Source organism: Pseudomonas putida, from assembly GCF_009883635.2.
Taxonomy (GTDB): Bacteria; Pseudomonadota; Gammaproteobacteria; order Pseudomonadales; family Pseudomonadaceae; genus Aquipseudomonas; species Aquipseudomonas putida_W.
The window spans coordinates 2,943,834-2,961,365 of sequence record NZ_CP026115.2; the positions used below are offsets into that span (position 1 = coordinate 2,943,834).

The 17,532-nt window shown below is 63.9% G+C and carries 15 protein-coding genes; 7 read left to right on the plus strand and 8 right to left on the minus strand.

The annotated features are described in order from the left end of the window. Positions 1 to 9: 9 nt before the first annotated feature. Positions 10 to 2,112, minus strand: coding sequence for a TonB-dependent receptor (locus C2H86_RS13315; protein ID WP_159412874.1), 2,103 nt, complete (start codon positions 2,110 to 2,112; stop codon positions 10 to 12). A gap of 444 nt (positions 2,113 to 2,556) precedes the next feature. Here C2H86_RS13315 and C2H86_RS13320 point away from each other — a divergent pair, with 444 nt between their 5' ends. Further along, positions 2,557 to 3,846, plus strand: coding sequence for an OprD family porin (locus C2H86_RS13320; RefSeq protein WP_159412875.1), 1,290 nt, complete (start codon positions 2,557 to 2,559; stop codon positions 3,844 to 3,846). Between the two features lie 30 nt (positions 3,847 to 3,876). Here the strand turns inward: C2H86_RS13320 and C2H86_RS13325 are convergent, their stop codons facing one another. From C2H86_RS13325 to C2H86_RS13335, 3 genes are all read right to left on the minus strand, one after another. Continuing rightward, positions 3,877 to 5,547: an FMN-binding glutamate synthase family protein gene (locus C2H86_RS13325; protein ID WP_159412876.1), complete on the minus strand. Its 1,671-nt coding sequence runs from the start codon at positions 5,545 to 5,547 to the stop codon at positions 3,877 to 3,879. A 104-nt stretch (positions 5,548 to 5,651) separates the two neighbouring features. Next, positions 5,652 to 7,019 carry an ATP-binding protein gene (locus tag C2H86_RS13330; RefSeq protein WP_159412877.1) on the minus strand — a complete coding sequence of 456 codons (1,368 nt, stop codon included), beginning with the start codon at positions 7,017 to 7,019 and terminating at the stop codon, positions 5,652 to 5,654. 1 nt (position 7,020) lies between these two features. After that, positions 7,021 to 7,740 carry a response regulator gene (locus tag C2H86_RS13335; RefSeq protein ID WP_159412878.1) on the minus strand — a complete coding sequence of 240 codons (720 nt, stop codon included), beginning with the start codon at positions 7,738 to 7,740 and terminating at the stop codon, positions 7,021 to 7,023. Positions 7,741 to 7,898: 158 nt separating this feature from the next. Here C2H86_RS13335 and C2H86_RS13340 point away from each other — a divergent pair, with 158 nt between their 5' ends. Then, positions 7,899 to 10,178: a TonB-dependent siderophore receptor gene (locus C2H86_RS13340; RefSeq protein ID WP_430738577.1), complete on the plus strand. Its 2,280-nt coding sequence runs from the start codon at positions 7,899 to 7,901 to the stop codon at positions 10,176 to 10,178. 53 nt (positions 10,179 to 10,231) lie between these two features. On the opposite strand, the gene C2H86_RS13345 is transcribed toward C2H86_RS13340, so the two are convergent. Both C2H86_RS13345 and C2H86_RS13350 read right to left on the minus strand, forming a co-directional pair. Continuing rightward, complete coding sequence (locus tag C2H86_RS13345; RefSeq protein WP_159412880.1) at positions 10,232 to 10,423, minus strand: hypothetical protein; 192 nt, start codon at positions 10,421 to 10,423, stop codon at positions 10,232 to 10,234. Positions 10,424 to 10,491: 68 nt separating this feature from the next. Then, positions 10,492 to 10,704: a DUF3079 domain-containing protein gene (locus tag C2H86_RS13350; RefSeq protein ID WP_159412881.1), complete on the minus strand. Its 213-nt coding sequence runs from the start codon at positions 10,702 to 10,704 to the stop codon at positions 10,492 to 10,494. Between the two features lie 173 nt (positions 10,705 to 10,877). Between C2H86_RS13350 and moaB the strand changes: the two genes are divergently transcribed. From moaB to ubiT, 5 genes are read left to right on the plus strand one after another with little or no spacing between them, the layout of a single operon-like run. Next, positions 10,878 to 11,432 (plus strand): molybdenum cofactor biosynthesis protein B, encoded by a 555-nt coding sequence (gene moaB, locus C2H86_RS13355; protein WP_159412882.1) that lies wholly within the window; start codon positions 10,878 to 10,880, stop codon positions 11,430 to 11,432. Beyond that, positions 11,429 to 12,661, plus strand: a complete 1,233-nt coding sequence (locus C2H86_RS13360; protein WP_159412883.1) for a molybdopterin molybdotransferase MoeA — start codon at positions 11,429 to 11,431, stop codon at positions 12,659 to 12,661. The genes moaB and C2H86_RS13360 overlap by 4 nt, the downstream gene beginning before the upstream one ends. 26 nt (positions 12,662 to 12,687) lie before the next feature. After that, on the plus strand, positions 12,688 to 13,683 hold the full coding sequence (ubiU, locus tag C2H86_RS13365) for a ubiquinone anaerobic biosynthesis protein UbiU (protein WP_159412884.1): 996 nt from the start codon (positions 12,688 to 12,690) through the stop codon (positions 13,681 to 13,683). A gap of 7 nt (positions 13,684 to 13,690) precedes the next feature. Then, complete coding sequence (locus C2H86_RS13370) at positions 13,691 to 14,578, plus strand: U32 family peptidase (protein ID WP_159412885.1); 888 nt, start codon at positions 13,691 to 13,693, stop codon at positions 14,576 to 14,578. After that, positions 14,575 to 15,030 carry a ubiquinone anaerobic biosynthesis accessory factor UbiT gene (gene ubiT / locus C2H86_RS13375; RefSeq protein ID WP_159412886.1) on the plus strand — a complete coding sequence of 152 codons (456 nt, stop codon included), beginning with the start codon at positions 14,575 to 14,577 and terminating at the stop codon, positions 15,028 to 15,030. The genes C2H86_RS13370 and ubiT overlap by 4 nt, the downstream gene beginning before the upstream one ends. Here ubiT and narL read toward each other — a convergent pair. Together narL and C2H86_RS13385 are read right to left on the minus strand one after the other, a co-directional pair. Further along, complete coding sequence (gene narL, locus C2H86_RS13380) at positions 15,027 to 15,665, minus strand: two-component system response regulator NarL (RefSeq protein ID WP_159412887.1); 639 nt, start codon at positions 15,663 to 15,665, stop codon at positions 15,027 to 15,029. The two genes, ubiT and narL, sit on opposite strands and share 4 nt — an antisense overlap. Beyond that, entirely contained in the window at positions 15,662 to 17,467 is a 1,806-nt protein-coding gene (locus C2H86_RS13385) for a HAMP domain-containing protein (RefSeq protein ID WP_159412888.1), read from the minus strand. Before C2H86_RS13385 ends, narL begins: the two co-directional genes overlap by 4 nt. Positions 17,468 to 17,532: the final 65 nt, after the last annotated feature.

Below are 17,532 nucleotides of genomic sequence, written 5' to 3' on the forward strand. Positions count from 1 at the left end.
GACGGCTGATCAGAAACTGTAGGTACCGGACACCACCAGGCTGCGCGGGTCGCCGACCTGGATCTGCGCGGCACTGGTAGCCGAGCTGTAGTAGGTCTTGTCGGTGATGTTGCTCAGCGCTGCCCGCACATCCCAGTCATGGGTACGGAACCCTGCCAGTGCATCCCAACGGCCGTAGCCTGGCAATACCGTGGTGTTCTGGTTGTCGGCGTAGCGTTCGCCGACCAGTGTCAGCCCGGTCTCGGCATACCAGCCCAGTTCGGGTTTCCAGGTCACGAACAGGCTGCCGTTGCGTTTGGCCACATCGTTGATGCGATTGCCCTCCAGGCCATTGTTGTCCTTGACGATGGTTGCATCCTGCAGGCCAATGCCGCCGCGTACATACCAGTTGCCGACGATATTGCCGGTGGCGGTCAGTTCGATGCCGCGCGAGCGCTGGAGGCCGCTGAGCAAGGTGATCTCCGGGTTGTTCGGGTCGCGGGTGCGGCGGTTGTAGAGTTCCAGTTCATATATGGCGAGGGTGGTGCTCAGGCGCTCGTCCAGCCAGTCGCTTTTCACCCCGATCTCTTTCTGCCGGGTCAGCTCCGGGCTGGTGTCGTTGGTGTTGCCCGGCGCGCCTGGGGTGATGCCGATCAAACCGCCGCCCACGGGCGAGAAAGTCTTGCTCCACGACGCATAGAAGGAGTGGTCGCGCCAAGGTGTGTAGACCACGCCCAGGCGCGGGCTGGTGGTATTGCTGTCCTGTTTCTCGGACACATTGCGGACCTTGTTGGTGGTCTCTACCTCGAACTGGTCGAAACGCACCCCGGCCAGCAATTGCCATTGGTCATTCAGGCGGATCTGGTCCTGCAGGTAGAGCCCGCGGCTGTCGACCACGGTGTGGTTGTCGCTCGACACCACCATGCGGCCATTGTGCTGCAGGCTGCGGTCGGGGTTGTAGACATTCAAAGGGGGGACCGGGCTGCCCCCGGCCGAGACCGGCGCGGCGGTGTACAGCGTCGGGTCGCGGCGCTGATTGCCGAACTCCAGCCCGATCAACAGCTTGTGCTCAAGGCCGAGGGTGGCGAAATCACCTTCGGCTTCCAGGTTGTTGAACAGATTGCGGGTGGTCAGGTCCTGTTGCCAGCGCTGGCGGGTGACCGTCTGGTTGCTGGCGTTGTAGCCGGTCAGGTAGGTGTTGTCGAAGTCGCTGTCGAGCTTGAACAGGCCAAGGGTGTGGCGCAATTGCCAGGTTTCATTGAGCTGATAGTTCAGGCGAGAGCGCAACGATTGCGCGCGGTCATCGATGTAGTCGCGCTGGGTGTCGCCGTAGGTGGTACTGCGGCCGACATCCGCTGGGCGCCCGTCGACACCGGGAATGCCACGGTCAGGCGTGCGGTTGTAGCGGCTGTATTCGTACTGCACCAGCCAGTTGAGGTCGGGGGAAAGCTGCCAGCTCATCGACGGCGCAAACAGTTGCCGGCTACCGTCGATGCCATCGCGGAAACTGTTGTTGTCCTGGTTGCCCATGTTCAGGCGCAGGCTGATGGAGTCGCTGGGGTCGGCACTGAGGTCGGCATACAGGCTGCGCAGGTCTTCACTGCCACCCTGGGCTTCGATTGACGAACGCCGTCCCTGCTCGGGCGTCTTGCTCACCCGATTGACGATGCCGCCCTGGCTGCCACGGCCATAAAGCACGGCTGCGGGCCCTTTGAGGACTTCGACCCGTTCGATGTTATGCAGGTCGCGAATGTACTGGCTGTCGTCGCGAATGCCGTCCAGATAGAAGTCGTTGCTGGCCTCGAAGCCACGAATACGGATGCTGTCGAAGCGCGTATCGGCACCGCTGCTGACGTTGGGAATGCCCTCCAGCGCCTTGCCCAGCGTGTTGCTGCCGTAGTCCATGACGTTGGAGGTTTTCACCGTGTCGATGGCTTGCGGCACATAGCGCACCGGCGTCGACGTTCGGGTTGCGGTGCTGACCTCCTTGACCTGTGGGTTGTCTTTTTCGCGTTCGCTCTCGGCAGTCACCGAGAGTTCGGGAAGTGTGGTGCTGGTGGCGCTGGCCAGGCTGGGGCTGATCAACAGTGACAGGCCAAGGCCAAGGAACGGCAGGCGATTGGGGACGGGCATCGGAACATCCGGGCAGGGGTAAATGAAAAACAGGCGCGAATGGTAATGCTTGCTATTTACTACTGCTCGGGTATTTGTAAAGCCTTGTCTTTACATATGTATCAGTTTGTAAATATCGCTTTTCCACGGTTTGATGCCGAAAAATCCCACGGAAGTCAAAATGACTGCCGATTGCCTCAAGTGGCATGAAAATGCACCAGTCACGGCAGTGAAATTGGTTATATCAACCTGCAATTCACGAGTTTTTGACATTTGTAATCGCAGGCAGATAGGATTCGGCCAACGCTTGCTGGCCACGACTGGCCATGCTGCTGCTCAAAGCCCGCCACACCACAGTCGGCGGGCTTTTCAGTTCGGATCCGCACAGCGTCGAACCTACGAAGGGGCGTTGGTTCCTGGCGTAATGGTGCAAAGCGTTTTTGATTTAGAAATAAGGAAAACAACATGTTGAAAACCAGGATCAGCCTGGTCGCTCTGGCGATGATCGCCGCGACCCAGGCCCAGGCCAACGATCAGGCCGACAGCAAGGGCTTCCTCGAGGACAGCCACGCCAACGTTCTGCTGCGCAACGCGTTCATCAACCGTGACAAGAAGCACGGCAAGAACGACCAGAGCGAATGGGGCCAGGCGTTCATCGGCAAATTCTCCTCCGGTTTCACCCAGGGCACCGTCGGCGTGGGCGTTGACGCCTTTGGCCTGTATGCAATGCGCCTGGATGGCGGCAAAGGCCGCAACGGCGCTGCCGGCATCGACTTCTTCAAGGCCAGCGACACCGACCCGAAGAACTCGCCGCACAACCTGGCTCGCGGTGGCGCTGCCATCAAGTTCCGCGTCTCCAACACCGTGCTCAAGTACGGTGACATGATGCCTGAGCTGCCGGTGCTGCAGTACGACGACAGCCGCCTGCTGCCCGAGAGCTACACCGGTACCTTCATCACCTCCAAGGAGATCGAAGGCCTGGAGCTGAATGCCGGTCACTTCACCGAGGAAGCGCGCAAGAGCGCCGAAGGTCGCGACAGCGGCCACCTGAAGTCGATCGATGTATTCGGTGGCAGCTACAAGTTCACCGATAACTTCACCGCTTCCGCCTACACGTCGAACATCGAAGACGTGATGAAGAAGCACTACCTGGGCATGAACTACGTCTTCCCGATCGCGGCAGACCAGTCCCTGACCCTGGACTTCAACGGCTACAAGTCGGACATCAACAGCAAGTACGTCCAGAAAGCCGAGCTGACCGGTGACGAAAACACCATCTGGAGCCTGGCGGCCACCTACGCCTTCGGCCCGCACTCGGTGACCCTGGCGCACCAGCGCAGCACCGGCAGCACCGGCTACAACTACGGCTGGTACCAGGACCGCGGTGGCGTGGGTGACGGTGGTTCGACCATCTACCTGGCCAACTCCTACTGGTCCGACTTCAACGCCGAAGACGAGCGCTCCTGGCAGCTCGCCTACGGCCTGGACTTCGGCGCCTTCGGCATGCCGGGCCTGACCTACAAGATCGCCTACGTGGCGGGTGACAACATCAACACCCACGGCTTCGGCGAAGGTAAAGAGCGCGAAATCTTCAACCAGCTGCGCTACGTCGTTCAGGACGGCCCGGCCAAGGACCTGTCGGTCAAGCTGCGTGGTTCCTGGCTGCGTACCAACAACGCGGTACAGCAGAACGGCTACAACGACGACGGCAACGAAGTCCGCGTATTCGTCGAGTACCCGATCAGCATCTTCTGATCCTGATCGAGCGTCTCAAGCAGCCCCGGCCTATGCCGGGGCTGCTTCTTTGCGGCGCGCACTGGCCGCTGCCGGCGCGACCGCAACATCCCCCGTCTCCGGCGCAAAGCTGTCACTGCGCGCCATCCGCCACATCCGTGCATAGAACTCACTTTCAATCGAGCCGCTGAGCAATTCGCCTGGCTTGAGGAATTGGTGCAGGTCGGAAAACAGGCTGATCTCGCTGTTGCTGATGCGCCGCGCCAGGTGCTTGGGCTTGAGCTCCGAAGGGTGCTCCAGGCCTGCGGCCGCGAGCATTTCGGCCAGGGCATGCAGCGTGTTGCGATGGAAACTGGCCACCCGCTCGGCCTTGTCGGGCACCACCAGCGCACGCTGGCGCAGTGAGTCCTGGGTGGCGACACCGGTCGGGCACTTGTTGGTGTGGCAGCTCTGCGACTGGATGCAGCCGATGGCGAACATGAAGCCGCGAGCGGAGTTGACCCAGTCGGCACCGATGGCCAGCACGCTGGCAATATCGAAGGCGCTGACGATCTTGCCCGCAGCGCCGATGCGAATGCTCGAGCGCAGGTTCAGGCCGACCAGGGTGTTGTGCACGAACATCAGGCCTTCGCGCATCGGCACGCCCATGTTGTCGCTGAACTCCCGAGGTGCCGCGCCGGTACCGCCTTCCTTGCCGTCGACAACGATGAAGTCCGGGGTGATGCCGGTGACCAGCATGGCCTTGGCGATGCCCATGAACTCCCACGGGTGGCCCAGGCAGAACTTGAAGCCCACCGGTTTGCCGCCCGACAGCTCGCGCAGACTGGCGACGAAGTGCAGCAACTCCACCGGGGTTCGGAATGCGCTGTGCGCGGCGGGGGAGATACAGTCTTCGCCCACGCGCACGCCCCGGGTAGCGGCGATTTCCGGGCTGACCTTGTGGGCCGGCAGAATTCCGCCGTGGCCGGGCTTGGCGCCCTGGCTGAGCTTGATTTCGATCATCTTCACCTGCGGGCTGCGCGCCTGCTCGGCGAAGCGTTGCGCGTCGAAACGGCCGTCTTCGGTGCGGCAACCGAAGTAGCCGCTGCCGATTTCCCAAATCAGGTCGCCGCCATGCTCGCGGTGGTAAGGGCTGATGCTGCCTTCGCCAGTGTCATGGGCAAAGCGGCCAAGGCGTGCGCCCTGGTTGAGCGCGGCAATTGCATTGGCGCTGAGCGCGCCGAAGCTCATGGCCGAGATGTTGAAGATCGAGGCGGAGTAGGGCAGGCGACATTGCGGCCCGCCAATGGCAATGCGGAACGACGCCGGGTCGGGTGTGGCGACCGGAAGCATCGAGTGGCTGATGAATTCGAAGCCGGGCTTGTAGGCATCGTTGAGCGTGCCGAAGGCTTTCTCGGCGCTCTCGTTCTTGGCCCGGGCATACACCAGCGAGCGCTGCGAACGGGAGAACGGCAGCTTGTCGTCGTCACCTTCGATCAGGTACTGGCGGATCTCGGGGCGGATGGTCTCGATCAGGTAGCGGATGTTGCCCAGGATCGGGTAGTTGCGCCGCACAGCGTGGTGGCTCTGGCGCAGGTCGTTGAGGCCGACCAGGCTGAGCAGGGTGGTGACCACCGTCAGCGGCCAGAGCCAACTGTGCTGGGCAAGGAACGCAATGCTGGCGAAGGTGAACAGCAGGCACAGGGCCAGGCAGGCATAACGGCTGGGGAGCGAATCTTTCATGGGTCCATCGCAGGCTGGATGACGCGGCCTAGGATAGGCAAACCCCAGGTCGGGAAAACCTGGGGTTTTGGTAAAAGACTATTACCTGAACGTGATGGGCAGGATCACCGGGGCAGCAATACACTGACGCGCAAACCGCCGCCCTCGCGATTGCGCAGCAGCAATTCGCCGCCATGGCTGCTGGCGATGCGCTGGGCGATGCTCAGCCCAAGGCCATAGCCCCCGGACGCCTGATTACGTGACCCTTCGCCACGCACGAACGGATCGGTGATGGTGGCCAGCAGGCCTGGCGCAATGCCGGGGCCGCGGTCGTCGATGTGGATGTACACGCCAGTGATGGCGGTTTCCAGCGTGACCGAAACCTGCCTGGCATAACGCAGGGCATTGACCACCAGGTTCTGCAGGCAGCGTTGCAGCAACAGGGCATCAACCTGCAGGCTGCCGCCCTTGCCATGGACAGGCAATGGCTCGGCGCTGCTGGCCAGGTCCGAACACAGCCGCGCCACCAGGCGGTCGAGGTCGACGTGCTGGAGGTTCTGCTGCTCGCCGGCACGCAGGTAGTCGAGCACCTGGCCGATCATGTTGTCCATCTGGGTGATGTTCTGCCGCAGGCGTTCGCGCTGCTCGTCATCCGCCAGCCGCTCCAGGCGCAGGCGCATGCGGGTCAACGGGGTGCGCAGGTCGTGGGACACGGCGGCCAGAAAGTAGGCCTTGTCGTTGACCATGGTGATCAGGCGCTGCTGCATGGCGTTGAACGCCAACGCGGCCTGGCGTACTTCCTCGGGGCCGTCCAGGGCCAGCGGAGGCTGTTCGAGGTTGCTGCCTAGCCCACGCGCCGCATCGGCCAGGCGCCGCAACGGGCGCAGGCACAGGCGCACCGCGATCAGGCAGACCAGCAGCACGGCGACGATCCGCAGCGCATAGACCCTCAGCAGGTAGTCGCTGATCAGCACCCACGCCGACTCGCCGCTCCAGCCCTGTAGCTCCTGGCCGTCGATGCTCAACCAATGGCCATCGGGCAACGGCACGGCGAACTGGATATGCGCCTGGGCGGTGCGCAGGCCGAACAGGCTGCGCCAGACGATCGGCTGGCCCAGTTCATCGGTCAGTTGCACCTTCAGCAGGCGCACTTCCTGGGCATGGCCCAGTTCGTACTTGAGCGCCTGTTGCAGCAACAGTTCGATGCGCCGGCGCCCGCGCCGCTGATCCTCCTGCTGCACAGGTTCGTTCTCGGCGCAACGCAACTGGTAGTGCGCGGGGACCTGCAGGTCTGACGTGTGGCAATTGGCCTGGGCAATCAGTGGAGCACTGCGTGCGGCCATGAGCCGGATCGGTGCCTCGAGCACCTGGGCGAAACGCACATCGAACCAGATGCTGCTCGACATCAACTGGATCACCAGCGTGCCGCTGACCATGATCAGCAGCAGCTGGCCAAACAGCGTGCGTGGCCACAGGCGACGGAGCCAACGCATGTCAGCTGTCGGCCTCGGGACGGGCGATGCTCAGCAGATAGCCTTCGTTGCGGATGGTCAGGATCTGGATATCGCTGGCCGGTGCACGGCGCAGTTGCTGGCGCAGGCGGCTGATGCACATGTCCACCGAGCGATCGTCGGGGTGGTGATCGCGGCCAAATGCACTGCGTGTCAGCTGATCCCGGGAGACCACGCGGTTGTTGGCCTCCAGCAGTTCACGCAGCACCCGGTAATCGGAGCGGGGCAGGGTGAGGCTCGTGCCGTCCGGGCGGGTCAGCAGGCGCTTGACGTGGTCGAGGCTGAAGCCTGCGAAACGCTGGGCTTCGGCCGCTGGCTCTTCGGCTGGAGTATCCAGGCGTTGCGGGCGGCGCAGCACCGCCTTGATGCGGGCGATCAGCTCGCGCGGTTCGAATGGCTTGGCCAGGTAGTCGTCGGCACCCACCTCCAGGCCGATGATGCGGTCCAGGGTGCTGCCCTTGGCCGACAGCATGATCACCGCCAGGCCCGGCGTCGCCTGCAACTGGCGGCACAGGCTCAAGCCGTCCTCGCCTGGCAGCATCAGGTCGAGCACCACCAGGTCGACCTTGCTCGCGGCCAGTTGCTCGCGCATGCCTTCACCGTCGGCGGCCGCCAGAACGGTATAGCCGGCATCGGCAAGGTAATCGCAAAGAAGTTCGCGGATCTCGTCGTCATCGTCGACAACCAGCAAGGTTGTGCTCATCGGGAAAAACACCTGTTCGGGGAGGGCCGGCAGCGCTCGTTACGTTCAATTACATGCCCGTACAAGCCGGGTATGGAGCCCAAAGGGCGGATCCCTAGAATCGTAACAAAAAATCATCTGCGAATACGAAGCCTTCCCAAATGAATCACAAGAGCGCCATGAACGACTTCACTCCAGCTGTCCAGGGCGGTAGCCGCCTGCACCCGCTTGCCTTCTTCGTTGCCGTCGCCATCAGTGGCAGCACACTGGCTGCCGAAAGCCAGCCCCTGGTGCTGGATGCCACACAGATCGAGGACAGTGCACTTGTTTCCGCAGATGAAACTGGCCAGCTGGGCTACACGGTGGAAAGTACCCGCAGTTCCACCGGCCTCAAGCTGACCCCACGGCAAACGCCGCAGTCGGTCACCACCATCACCCGCCAGCAGATGGACGACCGCGATGTGCATTCCATCGAGCAGGCGCTGGACACCACGCCAGGCGTAAGCGCCACCAAGTCCGAAGTGGGCGGGCGCACCGACTTCCGCGCCCGTGGCTACTCGATCAGCAACTGGAAGGTCGACGGCCTGCAGTTCCAGGGCGGTTCCGACTTCAGCGGTGGCGGCAATGCGCTGAACATGGACCTGTACGAGCGTATCGATATCGTCCGCGGCGCCAACGGCCTGCTCGGAGGCACCGGCGACCCGTCGGCCACGGTCAACCTGATCCGCAAGGCACCGACCAAGAACTTTGGCGGCAGCGCCTACGCCACCTATGGCAGCTGGGACAAACGCCGCCTGGGCGCCGACCTCAACCTGCCGCTGTCAGAAGACGGCCGCCTGCGTTCGCGCTTCGTGATGACCCAGGGCGACGCCAACTCGTTTCGCGACAACCAGTCCGAACGCTCGCGTGCGGCACTGGCCAATTTCGAATTCGACCTCGACGACGCCACCACGATTGGCGCTGGCTACCAGTACGAATACAACAAGGTGGTCGGTGGCGGCTGGGGTGCCAACATCCCGATCTGGTACAAGGACGGCAGCAAGACCGACTTGCCGCGCAGCACCAACGTGGTGCCGAGCTGGAGCTTCGGCGAGTACACCACCCGCACCACCTTCGGCTCTTTGGAGCACCGCTTCGACAATGACTGGACCCTGGACCTGAAGGCCGCCCAGAGTACTGCCGAAGTCCTCAACCACCGTGGCCTGGCCAAGGTCAACTCGGCTGGCCGTGGCAGCTACGGCGGCTACTGGGACCAGGATGGCAGCGGCGCGGTGCTCAACGGCCTGCACAGCTCCAGCGATACCACCCAGCAGTCCGCGCAGATCGACCTGTCTGGCCCGTTCCAGCTGTTCGGTCGCACCCACCAGGCAATGGTCGGCTACAACGACAGCCGTACCGTGGCCTGGTCGCCGGAATACAGCTGCACCATGGTCAGCGATGACCGCGTCAGCGCACCCTCGGTGGGCTGCCAGTTCCGCGCCAACAACGGCTTCCCGCTCACCGACTGGCACAATGGCGTGGACAGCGACTACGACATGATCGCCTCGCGCACCGGCCGCCACAGCAAGACCACCACCCGCTTGCAGGGCATGTACGCCGCCACTCGGCTGAGCATCACCGACCCGTTGTCGGTGATCGTTGGCGTGCGCACCACCGATTACTCGGCAACCACCAACAGTGTCGCCGGCGTGCGCAGCAACCAGCAGAACAACGGCATCGTCACTCCCTACCTGGGCGCGGTGTACGACCTCAACGACAACTATTCGCTGTACGCCAGCTACACCGACATCTTCAACCCGCAGACGGCCGAGACCGAAAGCGGTACCAAGGTCGAGCCGATTCGCGGCCAGAGCTACGAGACCGGCATCAAGGGCGAGTGGCTGGATGGGCGCCTGAACGCCTCGGCGGCGTACTTCCGCACCAAGCAACAGAACAAGGCGGTACTCGACGACGGCTTGACCACGCCGACCGGCGGTGATGCCTACAAGGCCGGCACTGGCCAGGAAACTGACGGTATCGACCTGGAAATTGCCGGTGCGCTGACGCCGAACTGGAACATGTATGCCGGTTATACCTACCTGCACTTCCGCCGCGTCGACAGCGACGGGCGCAGCGACCCGTCGCACCTGTTCAAGGCTTCGACCACCTATCGCCTGTCCGGCCCGCTGGACCGCCTGACCCTGGGCGCGGGAGTGAAGGCGCAGACCAACATCCGCGCCATTTCCAGCCCGGCAGGGCAGCCGGTGAACGGCGTGAGTGCCGGGGCGACCGACGTGAACTGGTCTGGTTATGCGATCTGGAATGCCATGGCCAAGTACCAACTGACCGACGACACCTCGGTGAGCCTCAATGTCGACAACCTGTTCGACAAGCACTACTACACCCAGTACGGGTTCTATGCCGGGGCGATCTACGGTGACCCGCGCAACATGTCGCTGACGGTCAGCACCGCGTTCTGATCAATTGGGGCCGCTTTGCGGCCCCACCTTGTGGGGGCGGGCGGCGGTGCAGCTTATTCGTCGTCTGGCATTTCATCGGTGACCATGACGCGCACATGCGAGCCGCACGGGTCTTCCATGTGCAAACCAAAATAGCGGGAGTCGTTTGCATCCCAGAATGCCTCGACCTGCGCCATGGAGGCATTGGCAAGTAGCACTTCAGCGTTGTGCTCCAGGATGATCGAGTAACGGATTTCGGCATTCATTGCAGAGGGGCTCACAACGGCGGATTGGATTAATTGCTGGCGATGCCATTATGCCAACCTGCTGATTTTCAATCTTCGCCACTCGTCGCGCGGTGCCGCCCATCGTCGGCAAGCCCCAGTGTTCTGTCGAAGCTGTCCCAATCCTCGCCAAACAGCTCCGCAGGATGCATCGTCCGCTCCGCTCCATTGCCGCAAGCCAGGGCCTTGGCCGGGCAATACAGGTCACACCCCCAGCAGATTCGCTCGGGGTGGCTTGGGTTCTGTGGAAATTTCTTGGCCATGGCACGCCTCCAGCGCTAGCCGTTCGACCCCAGCCTATGCCCGCCAACCCCTCCCGGCTTGATCGAGATCAACCTTTGCTGCATCTACCCCCAGGGATACCTCCTTAGGGGAATGTGCCAGTGCCCCTGCTGGGGCGCAGGCTGCGCGCTGTCATCCAGAGGAGGGTGCCAGCATGGCTCACCTTGCACTGAGCGAATTCCAGGCACTGCGCATCGCGGTGCTGACCATCAGCGATACCCGTACCCTGGCCACCGATGGCTCGGGTCAGACCCTGGTCGATGGCCTGCAGGAAGCAGGGCACATCCTCCATGACAGGGCGCTGGTGCCCGACGACATCTGGCAGATCCGTGCGCGGTTATGCGCCTGGATCGCCGACCCGCAGGTGCAGGCGGTCTTACTGACCGGCGGCACCGGCTTCACCGGCCGTGACAACACGCCCCAGGCAGTCGGGCCGCTGCTCGAAAAGCACGTCGATGGGTTCGGCGAGCTGTTCCGGCAGATCTCGCTTGAGCAGATTGGTACCTCCACCATTCAGTCCCGCGCCTTGGCGGGGCTGAGCAACGGCACGCTGGTGTGCTGCCTGCCAGGCTCCCCGGGCGCCTGTCGCACCGGTTGGGAGGGCATCCTGCGCAAACAGCTGGACTGTCGCACCACGCCGTGCAACTTCGTCCCACACCTCAAGCTGTCGCCCGAGCAGGCCGTGGCGGCTTGCGGGAGGCGGGCATGAATGCCTGTGGCTGTGGCCTGGACAATCTGCGCCCGGTCGACCTGGCGATCGCCGAGCTGCTGGACCAGGCGCCGCGCCCGCCCGCGACGCAGCGGGTGCCACTGGACATGGCCTTGGGCATGATCCTCGCCGCCGACGTGATGGCGCCGCGCCCAGGCCCTGCCTGGGACAACAGCGCCATGGACGGCTATGCCCTGCGCGCCAGCGACCTGCCTGCCGAGGGTGGCTACCTGCCGTTGGCCGGGCGAATCGCGGCGGGGGATGCAGCGCTGGATGAGTTGCCTGCCGGGCATGCAGTGCGCATCTTCACCGGTGCGCCATTGCCTGCCGGCGCCGACAGCGTGGTTCCGCAGGAGCAGGCCAAGGCCGGCGAGGGCGGCGTCTGGTTGCCGGCCTGCTGGCCGGGCGACCATGTGCGCCGTTGCGGGGAGGAGTTTCGCCAGGGCGCAAGGTTGCTAGAGGCTGGGCAGCGCTTGCGGGCCGCCGAACTGGGTTTGCTTGCCAGCCAGGGAATTGCCTCGGTAGCGGTCTACCGGCCGCTGCGGGTCGGCTTGCTGAGCACGGGGGATGAGTTGTGCGCACCTGGCGACGTGCTCAAGCGTGGGCAGATCTACGACGCCAATACCTACAGCCTCGCCGCCATGCTGCGAGGCTGGCAGCTGGAAGTGGGCGAGCTGGGCCGCTTGCCGGACGACCCGCAGGCTTGCCGCGCGACGCTGGGCAAGGCCGCCACCGAGTGGGATGTGCTCATCACCTCGGGGGGCGTGTCGGTGGGCGAGGAAGACCACCTCAAGGCCTCCGTCGAGGCACTGGGTGAACTGCGCCTGTGGCGCCTGGCAATCCAGCCGGGCAAGCCGTTCGCCTTCGGCCGTGTCGGCAATACGCCATGGCTTGGCCTGCCCGGCAACCCGGTTGCCGCGCTGTTGTGCCTGCAGGTGGTGGCCAGGCCGTTCCTGCTGCGTGCTCAAGGCCGCCTCGAGGTGCTGCCGCGGGCGATGCCGGTGATGGCCGGCTTCGACTGGCCACGGGCCAATCTGCGCCGCCAATACCTGCGCGCCTGGCTCACCTCGACACCTGCCGGCATCCGCGTGATACCCCATGCCTGGCAGGGCTCGGCCATGCTCAGCGGCATGTGCGGCGCCGAAGGCCTGGCGGTGATCGAAGCCCACCGCACTTTGCGCATCGGCGAGCAGGTTGACTTCATCAGCTTCGACACACTGGCAGCTTGAGCTGCCCTCCAACAAGAGGTTGCACCATGCACCTGGTTTGTCCGGCGGGTAGCCTGCCCGCCCTCAAGGCTGCGTTGCAGCAAGGCGCGGACGCCATCTATGTAGGCTTTCGCGATGACACCAATGCGCGCCATTTCAGCGGGCTCAACCTCGATGAGCGGCAGCTGGAAATCGGCCTGGCGCTGATTCGCGAGCAGCGCCGGCAGCTTTATGTGGCGGTCAACACCTATGGCCAGCCCCATGGGTGGTCACGTTGGCAGCGCGCCGTGGACCAGGCCGCCGATCTCGGCGTGGACGCCTTGATTGCAGCCGACGCCGGTGTATTGGCCTATGCCAGTCGTCGCCATCCGGGTTTGAACCTGCACCTTTCGGTGCAGGGCTCTGCTACCAACCCGGCGGCCCTGGCGTTCTACCACCAGCGTTACGGCATCCGCCGCGCCGTGCTGCCTCGGGTGCTGTCCCTGGCCCAGGTGCGCCAGGTGGCCGAGCGCAGCGAGGTACCCCTGGAGGTCTTCGCCTTCGGTAGTTTGTGCATCATGGCCGAGGGGCGTTGCCACCTGTCGTCTTACGTTACCGGCGAATCGCCCAACCTCTACGGCGTTTGCTCGCCGGCCAAGGCGGTGCGCTGGAGCGAGGGCGCCGATGGCCTGAGCGCGCGCCTGGGCGGTGTGCTCATCGACCGTTATGCAGCCGATGAGCCGGCGGGGTATCCCACCCTGTGCAAGGGTCGTTTCCTGGTGGGCGACCAGCGTTTCCATGCGCTGGAGGAACCCACCAGCCTCAATACCCTCGAGCTGATTCCGCAGCTCGTCGAACTGGGCATTACGGCGGTGAAGATAGAAGGTCGGCAGCGTAGCCCGGCTTATGTGGAACAGGTCACCCGGGTCTGGCGCGAGGCACTGGACGTGCACGCCCGGGACGGTGCCGGGTTCGTCATCCAGTCTCGCTGGCGCCAGGTGCTGGCGGGCCTTTCCGAAGGCAGCCAGACCACGCTGGGTGCCTACCATCGAGCCTGGCAGTGAGGTGCCTATGAAACTGAGCCTTGGACCTGTTCTGTTCTACTGGAGCCGAACGAAGCTGCTGGCCTTCTATGAATCCATGGCCGGCCAACCGCTCGACGTGATTTACCTGGGGGAAACCGTCTGCTCCAAACGACGGGCGCTTTCACCGGGCGACTGGCTGGCGCTGGCTCGCGAGCTGCGCTCGGCCACCGGCGCTGAACTGGTGCTTTCGGGGCTGGCGTTGGTCGAGGCCGCTTCGGAACTGTCGAGTCTCAAGCGCTTGTGCGAAAACGGCGAGCTGCTGGTCGAAGCCAACGACATGGGCGCCGTGCAGATGCTGGCCGAACGCCGGCTGCCCTTTGTCGCTGGCCCGGCGCTGAACCTGTATAACGCCCATGCGCTGCAAGAGCTGATGAATTGCGGCTTGCAGCGCTGGGTGCCGCCCGTGGAATGCTCGGGGAAGCTGGTGGGTGACTGCCTGCGCCAACTCGACGCGCTGGGTGCCAGCCGCCCTGAAGTCGAGCTGTTCGCCTACGGCCACCTGCCGCTGGCTTATTCAGCGCGCTGCTTTACCGCCCGCGCTGAAAACCGGCCCAAGGACGATTGCCAGTTCTGCTGCCAGAAGCACGTAGAGGGGCTGCCAATGCTTAGTCAGGAAGGGCAGCCACTGTTCGTGCTCAACGGCATCCAGACGATGTCGGGCGAAGCCAGCAACCTGCTCAGCGACTATGCCGGTATGGTCGAGACGGGTGTGGACATCCTGCGCCTGAGCCCGCGCGGTGAGGGCATGCAGGCGGTGATAGCCGCCTTTGATGCGGTGCGCGACGGCGCAACACCGCCGATCGCCACTGCAGGCTGCAATGGTTACTGGCATGGCCAGCCGGGTATGTTGCGGGTCGGTGAGGTGCTGCCATGAAGCGCTTGCTCACCTATGGCGAGCCGTTGCTCAAGTTCGGCCGGCATGTACCCTTCGCCTACCAGAAACTGCTGATCGAGCAACTGGCGGCACGGCTGTTCGCCGAACCCTTGAAAGAAGGAGCGTTCGAGTTGCTGCGCGGCCATTGGCTGCGCCTGCAGGTCAGTGACCTGGGGTTGGCGTGGTGTGTGACGTGCGATGGCCGGCGGCTGAAGTTGCTGGCGCGGGAGCAGGCTGACGTGACCATTCGCGGCAACTGGCGGGAGTTTCTGCTGCTGGCGAGCCGGCAGGAGGACCCGGACACACTGTTCTTCCGCCGACGGTTGGTCATCGAAGGGGATACCGAGCTGGGGTTGGCGGTGAAGAACCTGCTCGATGCGCTGGACCCGCAGCAGATGCCACCCGCGCTGTGGCGGGTGATTCGAGAGATGGGCCAGGCCGCGAGGGCCTAGCGCAGGTGCTCCAGCGCCCACACGGCCGCTTCGACGCGCGAGCGCAGCCCCAGCTTGTGCAGCAAGTTCTTCACATGCACCTTCACCGTGCCTTCAGTGATTCCCAGCTTGTTGCCGATCATCTTGTTGCTCAAGCCCCCGGCAATCATCTTCAATACCTGGCGCTCGCGTTCTGTCAGGTCCAGCGAGCTGGCCCCGTGCGAGGTGCGCAGCGCCTGGGCCAGCACGGTGGTCAGCGACGGGCTCACCACCAGGCTGCCGGCCAACACCTCGCGCAGGCGGTCGATCAGCAGCTCTGGCTCCATGTCCTTGAGCAGATAGCCGTTGGCGCCGAAGCGCATGGCATCGCGCACGTCCTGCTCGGCATCCGACACCGTGAACAACAGGATTCGCCCGGCATAGCCCTGCTCGCGCAAGCGCTTGAGCGCCTCCACGCCATTGAGCTCGGGCATGTTGTTGTCGAGTATCACCAGGTCAGGCTGCAACCGCTGCACCAGGGTGCAGGCCTCCAAGCCATTGTTGGCCTCGCCGACCACCACCAGGTCGCTCTCCAGTTCGATCAGCTGGCGCAGAGCACGGCGCATCATCGGATGGTCGTCGGCCAGTAACAAGGTGTAAGGGGCAGCAACGGTCATGTGATGGTCTCGCTATCGGGTTGGCGCAGGAAACCGGGTGCAAAGCGCAATCGCACCCGGGTGCCATGGGGTTGGTGGCATTCCAGGCTGAGTTGGCCACCCAGGCTGCGAGCACGTTCCTGCATGATGTTCAGGCCGTGGTGCAGGCGGTCGTCGTAATCGGCGCGCAGGCCCACGCCATCATCCTCGATCAGCAGTTCGATCATTTCGCCTTCCTGGCGCAGGTGCACCCAGGCTTCGCTGGCCTGGGCATGGCGTGCGCAGTTCGACAGCGCCTCTCGGGCGATCTGCAGGACGTGGATCTGTTCATTGGCACCCAGGTTGAAAGCCAGTGGCTGCTGCTGCAGGCGAACGCGCAGGTTGCCGCGCTCGGCGAACTCGCGGGCCGTGTCTTCCAGTGCCTGCTCCAGGCCGCCGTCCTGGATCTGCAGGCGGAAGGTGGTCAGCAGCTCGCGCAACTGGCGGTAGCCATTATTCAGCCCGTCGCGCAGTTCGTCGCTGACCACCAGTAAGGTTTCAGACTTTTCGCCACGCTTGATCAGGGTTTGCAGACGGCTCACCTGCAGTTTCATGTACGACAGCGCCTGGGCCAGTGAGTCGTGCAGTTCGCGGGCGATGGTGGTGCGTTCGTCGAGCAGCAGCAGGCGGTTGTCGCGCTGGCGCTGGCGCTCCAGTGACAGGCTGGTGCCGATCAGGTCCGCCAGGGCCTGGATCAGCTCGCGCTCCCAGGGGTGCGCGGCATGCCCGTCGACAAAGTGTGCGCGCAAGTCGCCCAGCACCGTACCCAGGGAGCGCACCGGCAGGCTGAAGCGGTTGGCCAGCTGCTGGCGCTGGCAGCCAGCGCAATCGTCAGGGGCACAGATTTCGCGGCTGTTGTCGTCGCCATGCAGGGCGATCAGGCGCACCTGGCCGGCCTCGGTCTGCTGGCCCAGGCACAGTGAAAGACGCAGGCCGGGCAAGCGAAGCTGGAAGCTGGAGATCAGTTCGTCCAGATGTTCTGCACTGGTTGGCTGGGTGGCGATGCTGCGGCTGGCGTGGCACAGCAGGTCGAGCGCAGCGTTGCTCTGCTCCAGCTCAAGGGTTTTCTCTGCCACCCGCGTGGCCAGGGTCTGGTGCGATTGCTCGATGGCGTCGGCCATGGCGTTGAAGCTATCGGCCATCTGCCCCAGTTCGTCGCGAGAGCGATAGCGGATGCGTGCGTCGAGCTTGCCGGCGCGAAAGCGCTCGGTCGTACGAACCAACTCCTGAAGAGGTGCGATGACGCCGCTGTTCAATTCGAATAGGCCGATCAGCAGGATGACCACGGTCACCAGCAGCGCCCCGCCTTGGATGTTCTGCTGCCAGCCCTGGCGCCTTTCGCTCTGCTTCTGCAGTTGCAGAACGAAGGTTTCAAGGTGGTCGACGAATACTTCGGATTCACGCTGGAACAGCGCCTTGTCGTTGGCTTGGAGGGCGGGTAGCAGCTGGTGTTGCCACTGCGCGAGCACTTGCGCGAAGGCCTTGCCGACCGGGCTTTGTTCCCCGTCGTCGAGCATGTGCGCGAGCATCGGGCTGTGCAGCCGCTGTTGCAGGTCTTCGCGCAACTGGTCGAGGGTCGCCGCTGAAGCGTTGGCCTCCAGCTGCCAGTCGAGGCGGTAGGTGGCCATGCGCAGCGAGCCGGCGGTGTTCATGGCCGCCGCGTCGTTTTCGGCGATGCGGGCGATCATCACTGCGCTGAACGTGCTGGCTAGGCTGAGGGTCGCCAGCAGCACCACGGCCAAGCCGGCACGGGCCGGCAGCGAGCTTTTCAGCCAGTCGAACATGGCGCTACCTCCAAAGAGTCCCTGGGTGTTTATTCGTCACCACGGGCTCCACGCTAAACAATGTA